Raw genomic sequence first — 12,922 nt, 5'->3', positions numbered from 1 at the left:
TTCAGGAGTTCATGAAATGACGACTCACTCCCGTATCGCTGCGTTCTTATCCACCTCGGCCTTGTGCCTCGGTCTTGCTGCTGCGCCTTCTGCGTTCGCGGCCGGCGCCGATGCCACGACCAAGGCGGGTGATACCAAGACCCACGCGCAGCACAAGCATCACAAGTCTGACAAAACGTCCGCCAAACCGGCGGCCGCGAAATCAGGCACTGCATCAAAGATGGACCATTCCGGCGCCACGACGCCGGCCAAGTAGCAAGCGGCTGAAAAGCCTTAAGTAGTTCCTTTGCAGGAAGACTGCCGATCCCGCGGGGCCGGAAAGTCGAAAGCCTCTCGGTATGGGCACCGAGAGGCTTTTTCGTTTTTGCAGCAGGTGTTTTTTATTCGACCGGCGTAATCACACGGCCCGTATCGAAGTAGGCCTGCAAGTTATCCAGCATCAGGTTTTCCATGCCCAGGCGTGTTTCCAGCGTGGCGCTGCCGATGTGCGGCAGCACGACAGCTTTGTCGCTTTTCTTCAGCGCGTCGGGCACTTTGGGTTCGTGTTCGAACACGTCCAGGGCTGCGCAACCGAGCTTGCCGGATTCCAGCGCCGCCACCAGCGCCGCTTCATCAATGACCGGGCCGCGCGCGATGTTGACGATGATGCCGGTTGGGCCCAACGCTTCCAGCACGGGCTGATTCACCAGATGGCGCGTGCTCGGGCCGCCCACGGTGGCGACCATCAGGAAGTCGGCCCACTTGGCCAGATCCACCAGCGACGCTTCGTAGCCGTACGCGATGTCGTCGCGCTTTCTGCGGTTGTGATAACGCACGTCCATGTCGAAACCCGTGCCACGCTTGGCAATGGCTTCACCGATGCGGCCCAGGCCCACAATGCCCAGCTTCTTGCCGCTGACGCGCTGGCCCAGCGGGATGCTGCCATGCACCTGGCCCCATTGGTCAGCGCGCACAAAGCGTTCGCCCTGGCCCATGCGGCGGGCGCCGGCAATCAGCAGGCCCCAGGCCAGGTCCGCCACGCAATCCGTCAGCACGTCAGGCGTGTTGCTGACCTGTACGCCCCGTTTCTTGGCGGCTTCCACGTCGATGGTTTCGTAGCCCACGCCCCAGCTGCAAATGGCTTTGAGGTCGGGCAGGGCGTTGATGAGTTCCGCGTCGGCGCCGAAGTTGGCCGACGTGACAACCGCGGTGATGCCCTTGCCGTGTTCGGCCAGCGCCGCCTTGCGATCGGGAAACTTCCACAGTTCCACGACGTCATAGCGGTCTGCCAGGCTCTTGTTGGCGGTGGGGGAGCCGGCCAGCGAGCCGACCTGGATGATGCGTTGCTTGGTGGTCATGTTGTCGTACGGGTGGGTGGCGAAAACGGTCATGCTACTTGATTCGGCCTGGGATCAGGCACCGGGGATGCCCGCAGGCATCCCCATGAGCTTATGCCGCGGCTTTAGCCACGGCTCATTCCAGCTGGATGTTGGCTTTCTGAATGACGTCCTTCCAGCGCTTGACCTCGCCTTGCTGGAATTGCGTGAACTGCTGCGGCGTGTTGGCCACCACTTCAAAGCCTAAACCTTGCAGCGTTTGCTCGGTCTTCGGGTCGCGCAGCGCGGTTTGCAGCGCCTTGGACAATTGCTCCACGACGGCCGGCGGCGTGCCCTTGGGCACGGCGAAGCCTTGCCAGGAATACACCACCATGTCCTTGATGCCCGCTTCCGCCAGGGTCGGCACGTCGGGCAGATCCGGTGCGCGCGCATCGCCCGTAATGGCCAACGCTTTCAGCTTGCCGGCCTTGATGTGGTTCTGCACCGCACCCAGGTTCTGGAACGACACGTTGACTTGTCCGCCGATCAGGTCGGCAATGGCCGCGCCGCCGCCCTTGTAGGGTACGTCGACACCCGTGCTGTCCGTGCGCTGGCGAAACAGCACGGCGGACAGGTGGTCGGACGAACCCGTGCCAGACGACGCGTACGACACGCTGCCCGGATTCTTCTTCGCGTACGCAACCAGCTCGGCCACGGTGGCGGCAGGGAAGGTGGGGGCGGCGACCAGCACGTTCGGGTTGCGCACCGCTTGCGTCAGATACGCAAAATCCTTGCTGGGGTTGTAAGACAGGTTCTTGTACAGCGCTTCGTTGATGGCGAAGGTGCCAATCGACCCGACCATCATCGTGTAGCCGTCAGGCGTGCTGCGAGCCAGCGCCTGCGCGCCAATGGCGCTGTTGGCGCCCGGCTTGTTTTCAACCACGAAGGTCTGGCCCAGGATCTTCGACAGCGCGGGCGTGACCGAACGCGCCGTGATGTCGGACGAGCCGCCGGGCACGAACGGCACGATCATCGTGACGGGCTTGTCGGGGTAGCCGGCCGCTTGTGCAGCCGGCCCGCCAAGTAGAACGGCGCTCGCCGCGGCGGCGGCGCAGATCAGTTTATTCATGGTGTCTCCTGGTTCGCGTGGTGATGAAAAACCCGGCGCTCACGCGTTGCGGCCGGGCCTGAATCGGGGGGCTGAATGTGGACCTGAATCTGAGTCTGAATGTGGAGCGTGATTCGCGTGGGGTCAGTCGACTTTTGCGCCGGAGGTCTTCACCACTTCCGCCCACTTGACGGTTTCCTGCGCCATGAATTGCTTGAACTGCGTGGGCGTATTGCCGGATGGCGTGGCGCCTTGCGCCTGCAACTGCGCCCGCACGGGTTCCTGTTGCAAGGCGGCCGCCACGTCGCGCTGAATTTTTTCAACAATGGCGGGCGGCGTGCCGGCAGGCGCCAGCAAACCGAACCAGCTGGATGCCTCATACCCCTTCACGCCCGCTTCGGCCATCGTCGGCACATCGGGCAGCGCGGGCGAGCGCGCGGCGGTGGTAACCGCCAGCGGCCGCAGCTTGCCGCCCTTGATGTAGCCCATGGACGAGGGCAGGTTGTCGAAGATCAGGTCGGCGGACCCGCCCATCACATCGGTCAGCGCGGGGCTGCTGCCCTTGTACGGCACATGCGTCATGCGCGTGCCCGTCATGCTCTGGAATAGTTCGCCCGACAGGTGCGTGGACGTGCCGTTGCCGGTGGACGCCATGTTGACGCTGCCCGGGTTGGCCTTCAGATACTTGATCAGGTCCGCCACCGTGCGGATGCCGTGCTTGTCGGCGAACTTGGGGTTCAGTTCCAGAATGTTCGGCACGGGAATGACGAGCGTGACCGGCACGAAGTCCTTGACCGGGTCGTAAGGCAGCTTGCTGTAGACCGATTGGTTGATGGCGTGCGTGCTGACGGTGCCCATCAGCAGCGTGTAGCCGTCAGCGGTGGCGCGCGCCGCCTCGGCCGTGCCGACGTTGCCGCCCGCGCCAGCCTTGTTGTCCACCACCACCGGCTTGTTCCAGCTCTTGCCCAGCTCAGCCGCCACGACGCGCGCGGCGATGTCCGCAGTGCCGCCTGCGGGGAAGGGCACGATGATCTTGACGTCGCGTTCGGGATAGTCGGCGTGGGCTTGGGCTGCGGGCAGCAGCAGCGCCGTCGCCATCAAACAGACGGCAGTGATCAGCCGGCATCGCACGATGGGGGCTTGCATGATGGGTTGTCTCCTCGGTGTGCGCGTGGCCGCGCATCGTTTGTGGGGATGTTGCGCGCCCCTGGCATCGCCCGAGGCGTGTTGCAGCGGGGCGCTCATCGCGCCCCGCATTGTTGATGCCTTTCCACTTGTCAAACAAATATAGGTATTGAGAATTTGCTTGTCAACCAAGTATACTTTTTTCCCATCACTCATCTGACAAGTGCAACCGCCAGGAGCCCCGTTCATGAAAACTACCCCGGTCACCGCCCAGGACCTGCAACGTTCGGTCATCGCCGTGCCGCCGCTCGCCCGCCACGACGATCTGTCCTTGAACGAAGCCGCCAACAAGGCGCTGCTGGGGCATCTGGAGGCCGGCGGCGTGCGCAACGTGATGTACGGCGGCAACGCCAATTTCTACAACGTGGGCGTGAGCGAATACGCGCGCATCGTGGACATGCTGGCAGGCCTGGCGGGATCGGACACGTGGATACTGCCGTCGGTTGGCCCCGACTACGGCAAGATGATGGACCAGGCCGCCATCCTGCGGTCGCGCGCGTTTCCCACCGCCATGCTGCTGCCGATGGCGTTCCCGTACACCGATGACGGTCTCGCCGAAGGCGTGCGCCGCTTCACCGATGCGTTGGGCAAGCCGGCCGTGGTCTACATCAAGTCGGCCGACTACCTGGCGCCGGAAACCGCCGCGCGCCTGATCGAAGAAGGCCGCATCGCCGCGTTCAAGTACGCCGTGGTGCGCGACAACCCGGCAAAAGATGCGTACCTGTCGTCGTTGCTGGAATCCGTGGATTCGCGCTGGATCGTCAGCGGCATCGGCGAACGTCCGGCCATCGTCCACTACCGCGACTTCGGTTTGAAAAGCTTCACGTCGGGCTCCGTGTGCGTTGCGCCGCGCGGTTCGATGCGCCTGCTGCACCTGCTTGGCGAAGGCCGTTACGACGAAGCCGAAGCCGTGCGCGAACACTATCTGGGCCTGGAAGATTGCCGCGACGGCATCAGCCCCATCCGCGTGCTGCATGACGCCGTTACGCTGTCGGGCGTGGCGGACATGGGCCCGATGCTGCCGTTGTTGACGGGCATCTCGGCCGCCGAACGAGAACGCGTGGCGCCGGTCGCGCGTGCGTTGGCGGCATGGGACAAGGAAGCCGTGGCGGCCTGAGCGTGAACGGGTTCGCTGCATACCGCTCATTGCATCGCCTGTTGGCGGTACGATGAGCGCTGTTCGCGTCAAGGCGAGCAGGCCCTAAGCATTCAGGAGGTTTCGTGGCCCGATCCAAAGCATCTTCTTCGTCCGAGCCGCAGACGCCCGTCGAGTCCGACGCGTCAGCTTCCCAACCGCTTGAACGCGGGCATCGGGTGCGGCTGGCGGATCAGGTCTACGGACAGATCTTTGAACAGATCGTCTCGGGCGGCCTGAACGTGGGCGACAAGCTGCCATCTGAAAACGAAATATCGGAACGCTTCGGCGTGTCGCGTCCGGTCGTGCGCGAAGCATTGCTGCGTTTGCGTGCAGATGGCTTGATCACCGCGCATCAAGGCTTGGGCACGTTTGTCAGCCATCAGCCCGCGCCGCGTCTGAAAACCTTCAACGATGTGCAAAACGTCAGCGCGTATCTGCGCGCGCAAGAGGTTCGCGTGGCGTTGGAGGGAGACGCCGCGCGTCTGGCGGCGTTGCGCCGCACAGACGAACAACTGAAGAAGATCGCCGATGCGCATGCGGCTTTTGCCGACAGCCTGACGCACGGCCAGGTGTCGCCCGAAGCGGACCTGGCTTTTCACGCCAGCATCGCAGAGGCCAGCGGCAACGACTTCTATCTGGGGGTGCTGGAAAGCATCCACGAATCCATCAACGGTTTCATGCGGCTGACGTTGAGCCTGACGCGCACCGGCTCGCGCCAACGCGCCCAGCGCGTCGTGGATGAACACGCCACCATCCTGGACGCCATCCGCGAACAGGACAGCGAGCGCGCCCGCGTGGCCATGCAATTTCATCTGGGGCAGGCGCGCCATCGGCTGGTGGACCGCGAACGGGACTAGGCGCGCAGCCCCTTCCCGCCGCCGCGCCCGGCATCGCACTACCCATAACGAACGGAGACGACTCAGTGCAAGGCAACGTAGCAACAGGAACGGACGTGCAGGTGGAGCAGGTTCGCGAGCAGATTTTGCAGGTGCTGCAAGCGTGGGGCATGGATGAAGATCTGGCGCACACCACGGCGGGTCTGATGGCGCAAACGGATTTGCTGGGCATCGATTCGCACGGCATTTCGATGCTGCCTTCGTACGAAGAAAAATGGCGCGCGGGGTCGCTGCGGCTGGATGCGCGCGCGAAGATCGTGCGCGACAGCGGCGCCAGTGCGTTGATCGACGGCATGGGCGGGCTGGGTTATCCGGTGGCTGCGCAAGCCATGCACTTGGCCGTGGACAAGGCCCTGGAACACGGGGTGGGTGCGGTGTCGGTCTGCAACTCGCATCACTTCGGCGCAGCCGGCGTGTACGCACGCATCGCGGTTGAGCGCGGCGTGGTCGGGCTGGTCACCAGCAGCGCCAACGGCGTCATCATGGTGCCCACGCGCGGCGCCATGCCCATGCTGGGCACCAACCCCATCGCCTTCGGCGCGCCCGCGGCTCACAACGAACCCTTTGTGCTGGACATGGCAACCACCACCGTCGCCGCCAACAAGGTCAAGGTCTACGACTTTCTGGGTAAGCCTTTGCCCCCGGGCTGGGCGGTGGACGGGCAGGGCGGGGCCGTCACAGACGCCGACGCCGCCATGCAGTTCATCTTCAAACGGCCCGAAGGCGGCTTGACGCCGTTGGGCGGTACACCCGCAATGAGCAGCCACAAAGGCTACGGCCTGGCGATGATGGCGCAGATTCTGGGCGGCACGTTAAGCGGCAGTGCGTTCGCCGCACGCCGCGCGCCCACGCGTCAGCCGGGTGAACCCGATGACGTCGGGCATTTCTTCCTGGCCTTGAATCCCGATGCGTTCCGTGCGGCCGGGTCGTTTGAGTCCGACATGGATGACTTGATCGATTCGATGCACGACACCCCGCCCGCGAATCCCGACGAACCCGTGTTGGTGGCGGGCGAACCCGAAGCGGCTGAGCGTGCGCGCCGGCTGCGCGCGGGCATCCCCATTTCCGCGGCCTTGGCCGAGCGTTTGCGCGGCATCTGCGAACGCGCGGGCACGCCTTACCTGCTGGACGACAAGTAGGCGGGCGCAGGCCTTTGCATAGCCGTGTTTTTGCAAGACAACAGCAGACCCGGACACCGGGCGCCATACCTAGAAAAACCACGAGGAGACAACCATGCAACAACACAAACCTTTGGCGCGCAGACGCTTTGCCATCCTGACCGCCGCGCTGGCCGCCACGACGATCGGCGTGCTGGCGATGGCGCCGAACGCCGCCCGCGCGCAAGCGGCCACATGGCCCGCCAAACCCGTGAAGCTGATCGTGCCGTTCCCGGCGGGCGGCAGCACGGATTCCGTGGGCCGCTTGCTGGCCGCCGAATTGTCCAAAGAGCTGGGCCAGAGCGTCATCGTCGAGAACAAGGGCGGGGCCAACGGCAACATCGGCTCGGACGTGGTGGCCAAGGCGGAACCCGACGGCTACACCTTGCTGCTGTCTGGCGTCGGGTCTAACGCCATCAGCTACGCGGTCTACCAGAACATGCCGTACCGCAACAGCGACTTCGCGCACATCTCGCTCTTGGCAACTGGCCCCAACGTGCTGGTGGCCAACATGGAGTTCCCGGGCAAGACCATCGAAGACTTCATCAAGCTCTCGCGTGAGAACCCGGGCAAGTACACGTTCGCCAGTTCGGGCAGCGGCTCGTCGGGCCATCTGGCCATGGAGATGTTGAAGCAGGACGCCAAGATTGATCTGGTGCATGTGCCATACAAAGGCGGCGCTGCGGCAATTACCGACATGATCGGCGGCCGCGTGTCGGTGATGTTCCTGAATCAAGATACGCTGCTGCCGCAGGTCACGTCCGGCAAGCTGCGCGCCTTGGCCGTGGCAAGCGCCAAGCGCAACCCGGCCTATCCCGACACGCCGACAGTCGCGGAGTCCGGCTACCCCGGCTTCTCGGCAGAATCGTGGTTTGGATTGTCGGCCCCTGCGAAGACGCCGCCTGCGGTCATCCAGCGTCTGAATCAGGCCACGGTGAAAGCGCTGGCGTCACCCGACATCCGCAAGAAGCTTGAAAGCGTGGGCTTCGTGGTGGTGGCGGACGACCCGAAATCGTTCTCGGCGTTTGTCGATAACGAAATCACAAAGTGGGGCAAGGCCGCGAAAGCGTCCGGCGCCCGCATGGATTAAGGGCATGCCCTAGTGCTTGCCCGCTGTACCGCCGGGCTTCGGCCCGGCATGATTCCTGTATTCCCGTATTCCCTTTTCTGCAAACACGAAGGCGGCAATGAACTCACCCTTACCCAATCGCTTCCGGCAACGCATCCTGGCCCGCGAGCGCCTGATCGGATTCTGGATGTGCATGTCCAGCCACATTACGGCCGAGCTCGTCGGGCTGGCGGACTTCGACTGGTTGCTGCTGGATGGCGAGCATTCCCCCAATGAAGTGCCGATGTTCCTGCAACAGTTGCAAGCCTTGCAGGGCAGCGCCAGCGCGGCGGTGGGCCGGCCGTCGTGGAACGACCCGGTGCAGATCAAGCGCCTTTTGGATATCGGCTTCTATAACCTGCTGATTCCGTTCATTGAATCCGAGGCCGATGCGCGCCTGGCGGTGGCCGCCACGCGCTATCCGCCGCAAGGTATACGTGGCGTGGCGGGCGCGCAGCGCAGCAACCGTTACGGCACCGTGCCGGATTATTTGCAGACCATCAACGACAACATCTGCGTGCTGCTGCAGATTGAAAGCCGCCCGGGCATTGATGCGGTGGATGAGATCGCGTCGGTGGAAGGCGTGGATGGCGTGTTCATCGGGCCGTCGGACTTGGCCGCGGCCTTGGGCCACATCGGCAATCCGGGCCACCCCGAAGTGCAAGAGGCCATCCGCCATCTGCATGCGCGCGTGTCGGCGCAAGGCAAGGCGGTTGGCATCCTGGCGCCGGTGCATGCGGACGCGCGCCGCTACCTGGACATGGGCATGCACTTCGTGGCGGTGGGCACTGACCTGGGCGTCTTCAAACAAGCCACCTTCGCGCTGCGCGACGCGTTTCCGACCTGATCGCATCAACGTCCCAGCGATACGCATAAAAAAGCCCCGCCGTGTGTTGATCGGCGGGGCTTTGTTGTTCAGGCTTGCGGCGTCTTTCTGCTGCGTCGTTATCTATGGTCCGGTTCTATTGCTTCATGCTATTGCAGCGTCCGGCCGCTTAGTCTTCCAGCGCCAGCAAATCGCGAATGGTCTGGCGGCGGCGGATCAGCCGGGCGCGGCCCTCGTCCAGCAACACTTCCGGCGCCAGCGGCCGGCTGTTGTAGTTCGAAGACATCGACGAACCGTAGGCGCCCGCGTTGTGAAAGACCATGTAGTCGCCAATGCGCGGCTGCGGCAGAAGCTGGTCGGACATGACGCCGCCTTCTTCTTGCGTGAACACGTCGCCCGATTCGCATAGCGGGCCGGCGACGGCGATGCGCGTTTCGGCCACGCCTTGCGGCGCGGAGCCGTCGGGCGCGTGCACCGAGATGCGGTGGAAGCTGCCGTACATGGCGGGGCGCATCAGGTCATTGAAGCCCGCGTCCACCAGCGCGAAGTCGCGCTCGGGGCGGCGGTTGATGGCATGCACTTCCGACACCAGCACGCCGGCTTCGGCAACCAGGAAGCGGCCCGGTTCGATCTCAAGGCGAATGTCGTGGCCCAGGAATTGTTCGATGCGCTTGCGGGCGGCATCCCACTGTTCAAAGTAGTGGTCGCAGTCGATGCGCGGCTCGCCGTCGCGATAGGGGATGGACAGCCCGCCGCCCGCCGAGATGGCTTCGATGTCGTGATCCAGCGAACGCACCACGTCCACCATGGCGTCGCAGACGCTGGACAGGTGGCCGTAGTCCACGCCCGAGCCGATGTGCATGTGCACGCCCACCAGCTTCAGGCCGTGGCGGCGCACGATGGACACGGCTTCGGCCACGTCATCGATCCAGATGCCGTGCTTGCTTTGCGGGCCGCCGGTGTTGGTCTTGTTGCTGTGGCCGTGGCCAAAGCCGGGGTTGATGCGCAGCCACACGCGATGGCCGCGCGACGCCTGGCCCACGCGGTCCAGCATGTCCAGTGAGCCGGCGTTGACCGTGATGCCGTGCTTGAGCACGGTGGCCAGCGTGGCGTGGTCGATCAGGTCGGCCGTGAAGACCATGCCTTCAGGCTCGCCCTTGGGGTCGAAGCCGGCCGCCAGGCTGCGTTCGATCTCGCCCAGCGACACCGCGTCCACCACGGCGCCTTCCTCGCGCATCAAGCGCAGGATGTGCAGGTTGGAGCAGGCTTTCTGCGCAAAGCGGATGGTGTCGAAGCGGCGCAGTTGCGCGATGCGTTCGCGGATGACGGCGGCGTCATAAACCCACAGCGGCGTGCCGTGTTCGGTGGCGAGTTGGGTGAGTTGGCGCGGATCGAATGCCATGTCGTGCGGACCTTGAAGGGGAAGGGAAACCAGGCGGCATGATGCCGGTTTCAGGGCATCCAGTAAAATGCTTATATGTTGAAGATCCATTCATTGCTGATATAGGGTGGTCCATGCTGACGCATCGGCATATCGAAGTGTTCCGCGCGGTGATGATTGCGGGCAGCGTGACGCGGGCGGCCGAGCTGCTCAGCACGTCGCAGCCCACCGTCAGCCGCGAACTGGCGCGCATGGAGCAGGGCATTGGCTTTGCGCTGTTCGAGCGCGTGCACGGGCGGCTGCGGCCCACCATGCCGGCGCTGGCGCTGTATGACGAGATTCGCCAGTCCTATGCGGGGCTTGAGCGCGTGGCGTCGGCGGCGGCGCGGCTGCGCGAATTCCGTGGCGGGCAGCTCTCGGTGATTGCCTTGCCCGCGTTTTCGCATTCCATCCTGCCTGACGCGTTCCGGCGCTTTCATGGCCAGCATCCGGGCGTGAGCCTGTCGGTTGAGACGCAGGAGTCTCCGTTTCTTGAAGAGTGGCTGACGGCGCAGCGCTATGACCTGGGTCTGACCGAACACGATGCGGCGCCTGCTGGCACGCGGGTGCAGCTGCTTTTGCAGGTGGATGAGGTGTGCGTGTTGCCCGATGGCCATCCGCTACTGGAAAAGGCCGAGATCGATCTGGCTGATTTCGAAGGCCACGCCTTTGTCAGCCTGTCATCCAGCGACCCCTACCGCATTCAGATTGACGAAGCTTTTGCGGAAGCAGGGGTGCTGCGGCGCTCGATCGTGGAAACCCCGACTGCGGTATCCGTGTGTACGTTCGTGCGCCAGGGGCTGGGGGTTGCCATCGTCAACCCGCTGACCGCCTTGGATTTCGTGGGCCGGGGCTTGCATATCCGGCCGCTGCGGCGCGCGTTCCCGTTTCGCGTCAATGTGGTGTTCCCGGAGCATCGTCCGGCCAATCCGCTGGTGGAGACGTTCATGGCGTCGCTGATCGAGGCCGCTCACGCCATCAAGGCGCGGCTGGGGGCGTAGAAGGGCGTAGCAGGTTGGAGCAGGCAACAAAAAAGGATGCCCTAGGGCATCCTTCTTCATTTGCCGTATTCATGACGCCCCAAAAAAGCTGGGGCGGCAGAATCTTAGGCCAGCGCCTTGATAGCGGCAGCCAGGCGGCTCTTGTGGCGAGCAGCCTTGTTCTTGTGGATGATGTTCTTGTCAGCCACGCGATCGATCACGCTCGAGGCCTTCTGGAACACGTCGCCAGCCGCAGCCTTGTCGCCAGCGGCGATGGATTGGCGAACGCGCTTGATGGCGGTGCGCAGCATCGAGCGCAGGCTGGAATTGTGCTTGTTGCGCTCAACGGATTGGCGAGCGCGCTTGCGGGCTTGGGCGGTATTGGCCATGTTGCTATATAAGTTGAATTCGGCAAAGTCGAACATTGTAGCAAGTCCCTATGGGATTGCAAGCTTTTAATGTTTGATCTGTCGATGGAGCGCCCGTCAACCGGGCGGGGGGCGCAGGGGGGAAAGCGTTCCTGGGCTGGAGAGTCCTAGCTAGAGAACCCTTTCGGATGATCCTCTGTAAAGCCTAGAACCACAGCCTTGAGGAAAACCCGCGGCGCCTACTGGATAAAAACACGGTACTGAGTATACAACGAAGCGGGCCGCAGAAACACAGGCCCGGGACTGAGCGTTGTCAGGTCGCGACGCTGATCGACACGAACCAAGGCGTGAAACGGCGTACTTGGATGGGCATCATGTCTTGCAGTGTGTCGAGTGCGGCGTTGGTGTCGTCCAACGGGAAATGGCCGGAAACGGGCAAACCGCCCGCTGCCATCGATACGCGCAGCGTCCCGGTGCGATACGGGCGCAGCGCGGCAATCACTTCCGCCAGCGGCCGGCCCCGGGCGTCCACCCAGCCCGATTCCCAGGCAGCTTCAGCCATCAGTTCCGCGCGCGGGGTGTCCATGCGGGAAATGTCGAACCGGGCGCCGGTGCCCGCGCGCACGGTACCGTGAGCGCCCGCCATGGTCTCGACTTCGACTTCATGCTCATGCACCACGACAACTGTGCGCTGGGCCTGTTGGCGGACCATATAACGGGTGCCGAGCGCACGCACGGTGCCTTCAGCGGTTTGCACCAGGAACGGGCGGCGCGCATCGGGCGCCACCGAAACCGTCACCGCGCCATCCAGCAGGCGGACCTGGCGGTAGGCGGGGGTGAAATCCAGGTTGACGCGGCTGCGCGCATCCAGCAGCAACTGGCTGCCGTCTGACAGCATATAGCGGCGGCGTTCGCCGGTAGCCGTGGCGGCATCAGCCGCCACGTTGTTCAGCGGGTAGAAGGCGTTGCCGACATAGGCGGCGCAGGCGCCGGTACTGGCGAGCGCAAGCGCGCCGGTCAGAAAGCGGCGGCGGGGCGGCACGATGGCCGGGGGCGGCGGGATCAGCGACGATGCGGTTTGCGAGGCAGTACTGGTGTATCCCGCTGCGGGATATGCGTCACCAAGCCGGCCAAATGTCGACCCTGCGAGGGTGCCTGTCAGTTGTTGCCAGGCATTCTCATGAACGGGGTCAGCCGCACGCCACGCCAGGAAGTCGTTGTAGTCCTGCGCTGTCGCTTTACCTGAGCGCAGCAGTAGCAACCAATTGATCACCTGGTCCGCCATGGGTTGTCCTTGGGCGTACTTCACTTCTTCTCCCTGGCGGCGGCGCCGACAGGAATCCTTTCGATGGCAATTTGTAAATAATAAAGGTTTTTTACCAAAGATTACCGGGTGGTTGTCAATTCTTGACGAATCTAATGCAAAAAGCCGGCAGGTAGC

General features: G+C 63.8%; 13 protein-coding genes. 7 read left to right on the top strand and 6 right to left on the bottom strand.

What is annotated here, in order from left to right; all coding sequences use genetic code 11:
- The first annotated feature begins 16 nt into the window (after positions 1 to 16).
- Positions 17 to 256: a hypothetical protein gene (locus HV765_RS08505; RefSeq protein WP_050730069.1), complete on the top strand. Its 240-nt coding sequence runs from the start codon at positions 17 to 19 to the stop codon at positions 254 to 256.
- 124 nt (positions 257 to 380) lie between these two features.
- On the opposite strand, the gene HV765_RS08500 is transcribed toward HV765_RS08505, so the two are convergent.
- The 3 genes from HV765_RS08500 to HV765_RS08490 all read right to left on the bottom strand — a co-directional run bounded on the left by HV765_RS08500 (position 381) and on the right by HV765_RS08490 (position 3,549).
- Positions 381 to 1,337 carry a 2-hydroxyacid dehydrogenase gene (locus HV765_RS08500; RefSeq protein ID WP_175169565.1) on the bottom strand — a complete coding sequence of 319 codons (957 nt, stop codon included), beginning with the start codon at positions 1,335 to 1,337 and terminating at the stop codon, positions 381 to 383.
- A gap of 115 nt (positions 1,338 to 1,452) precedes the next feature.
- Complete coding sequence (locus HV765_RS08495) at positions 1,453 to 2,424, bottom strand: Bug family tripartite tricarboxylate transporter substrate binding protein (RefSeq protein ID WP_175169384.1); 972 nt, start codon at positions 2,422 to 2,424, stop codon at positions 1,453 to 1,455.
- Positions 2,425 to 2,547: 123 nt separating this feature from the next.
- On the bottom strand, positions 2,548 to 3,549 hold the full coding sequence (locus tag HV765_RS08490) for a Bug family tripartite tricarboxylate transporter substrate binding protein (RefSeq protein ID WP_175169383.1): 1,002 nt from the start codon (positions 3,547 to 3,549) through the stop codon (positions 2,548 to 2,550).
- Positions 3,550 to 3,775: 226 nt separating this feature from the next.
- Here HV765_RS08490 and HV765_RS08485 point away from each other — a divergent pair, with 226 nt between their 5' ends.
- From HV765_RS08485 to garL, 5 genes are all read left to right on the top strand, one after another.
- A complete protein-coding gene (locus HV765_RS08485) occupies positions 3,776 to 4,705 on the top strand; it encodes a dihydrodipicolinate synthase family protein (RefSeq protein ID WP_175169382.1) in 930 nt (309 codons plus the stop codon).
- 104 nt (positions 4,706 to 4,809) lie between these two features.
- Positions 4,810 to 5,583 (top strand): FadR/GntR family transcriptional regulator, encoded by a 774-nt coding sequence (locus HV765_RS08480; RefSeq protein WP_175169381.1) that lies wholly within the window; start codon positions 4,810 to 4,812, stop codon positions 5,581 to 5,583.
- A 65-nt stretch (positions 5,584 to 5,648) separates the two neighbouring features.
- Entirely contained in the window at positions 5,649 to 6,761 is a 1,113-nt protein-coding gene (locus HV765_RS08475; RefSeq protein WP_175169380.1) for an Ldh family oxidoreductase, read from the top strand.
- Positions 6,762 to 6,855: 94 nt separating this feature from the next.
- Complete coding sequence (locus HV765_RS08470; RefSeq protein WP_175169379.1) at positions 6,856 to 7,869, top strand: Bug family tripartite tricarboxylate transporter substrate binding protein; 1,014 nt, start codon at positions 6,856 to 6,858, stop codon at positions 7,867 to 7,869.
- A 97-nt stretch (positions 7,870 to 7,966) separates the two neighbouring features.
- Positions 7,967 to 8,734 carry a 2-dehydro-3-deoxyglucarate aldolase gene (gene garL / locus HV765_RS08465; RefSeq protein WP_054424946.1) on the top strand — a complete coding sequence of 256 codons (768 nt, stop codon included), beginning with the start codon at positions 7,967 to 7,969 and terminating at the stop codon, positions 8,732 to 8,734.
- 148 nt (positions 8,735 to 8,882) lie between these two features.
- Here the strand turns inward: garL and lysA are convergent, their stop codons facing one another.
- The gene (gene lysA, locus HV765_RS08460; RefSeq protein WP_175169378.1) at positions 8,883 to 10,115 is read right to left on the bottom strand and encodes a diaminopimelate decarboxylase; all 1,233 of its coding nucleotides are present in this window, start codon (positions 10,113 to 10,115) and stop codon (positions 8,883 to 8,885) included.
- Between the two features lie 113 nt (positions 10,116 to 10,228).
- Here lysA and HV765_RS08455 point away from each other — a divergent pair, with 113 nt between their 5' ends.
- Positions 10,229 to 11,134 (top strand): LysR family transcriptional regulator, encoded by a 906-nt coding sequence (locus HV765_RS08455; RefSeq protein ID WP_175169377.1) that lies wholly within the window; start codon positions 10,229 to 10,231, stop codon positions 11,132 to 11,134.
- A gap of 104 nt (positions 11,135 to 11,238) precedes the next feature.
- On the opposite strand, the gene rpsT is transcribed toward HV765_RS08455, so the two are convergent.
- Both rpsT and HV765_RS08445 read right to left on the bottom strand, forming a co-directional pair.
- The gene (rpsT, locus tag HV765_RS08450) at positions 11,239 to 11,502 is read right to left on the bottom strand and encodes a 30S ribosomal protein S20 (protein ID WP_025135824.1); all 264 of its coding nucleotides are present in this window, start codon (positions 11,500 to 11,502) and stop codon (positions 11,239 to 11,241) included.
- Between the two features lie 292 nt (positions 11,503 to 11,794).
- Positions 11,795 to 12,766 carry a FecR domain-containing protein gene (locus HV765_RS08445; protein WP_054424951.1) on the bottom strand — a complete coding sequence of 324 codons (972 nt, stop codon included), beginning with the start codon at positions 12,764 to 12,766 and terminating at the stop codon, positions 11,795 to 11,797.
- Positions 12,767 to 12,922: the final 156 nt, after the last annotated feature.

This window comes from Achromobacter kerstersii (genome assembly GCF_902859595.1).
Classification (GTDB): Bacteria; Pseudomonadota; Gammaproteobacteria; order Burkholderiales; family Burkholderiaceae_B; genus Achromobacter; species Achromobacter kerstersii.
The sequence above is the reverse complement of the archived record's forward strand: the minus strand, read 5'-3'. Positions and strand labels throughout refer to the sequence as shown.

What these genes read in the sequence shown, in the direction of transcription:
- HV765_RS08505 (WP_050730069.1), top strand. Translation starts at nt 17, where the DNA reads ATGACGACTCACTCCCGTATCGCTGCGTTCTTATCCACCTCGGCCTTG.
- HV765_RS08500 (WP_175169565.1), bottom strand. Translation starts at nt 1,337, where the DNA reads ATGACCACCAAGCAACGCATCATCCAGGTCGGCTCGCTGGCCGGCTCC.
- HV765_RS08495 (WP_175169384.1), bottom strand. Translation starts at nt 2,424, where the DNA reads ATGAATAAACTGATCTGCGCCGCCGCCGCGGCGAGCGCCGTTCTACTT.
- HV765_RS08490 (WP_175169383.1), bottom strand. Translation starts at nt 3,549, where the DNA reads ATGCAAGCCCCCATCGTGCGATGCCGGCTGATCACTGCCGTCTGTTTG.
- HV765_RS08485 (WP_175169382.1), top strand. Translation starts at nt 3,776, where the DNA reads ATGAAAACTACCCCGGTCACCGCCCAGGACCTGCAACGTTCGGTCATC.
- HV765_RS08470 (WP_175169379.1), top strand. Translation starts at nt 6,856, where the DNA reads ATGCAACAACACAAACCTTTGGCGCGCAGACGCTTTGCCATCCTGACC.
- garL (WP_054424946.1), top strand. Translation starts at nt 7,967, where the DNA reads ATGAACTCACCCTTACCCAATCGCTTCCGGCAACGCATCCTGGCCCGC.
- lysA (WP_175169378.1), bottom strand. Translation starts at nt 10,115, where the DNA reads ATGGCATTCGATCCGCGCCAACTCACCCAACTCGCCACCGAACACGGC.
- HV765_RS08455 (WP_175169377.1), top strand. Translation starts at nt 10,229, where the DNA reads ATGCTGACGCATCGGCATATCGAAGTGTTCCGCGCGGTGATGATTGCG.
- rpsT (WP_025135824.1), bottom strand. Translation starts at nt 11,502, where the DNA reads ATGGCCAATACCGCCCAAGCCCGCAAGCGCGCTCGCCAATCCGTTGAG.
- HV765_RS08445 (WP_054424951.1), bottom strand. Translation starts at nt 12,766, where the DNA reads ATGGCGGACCAGGTGATCAATTGGTTGCTACTGCTGCGCTCAGGTAAA.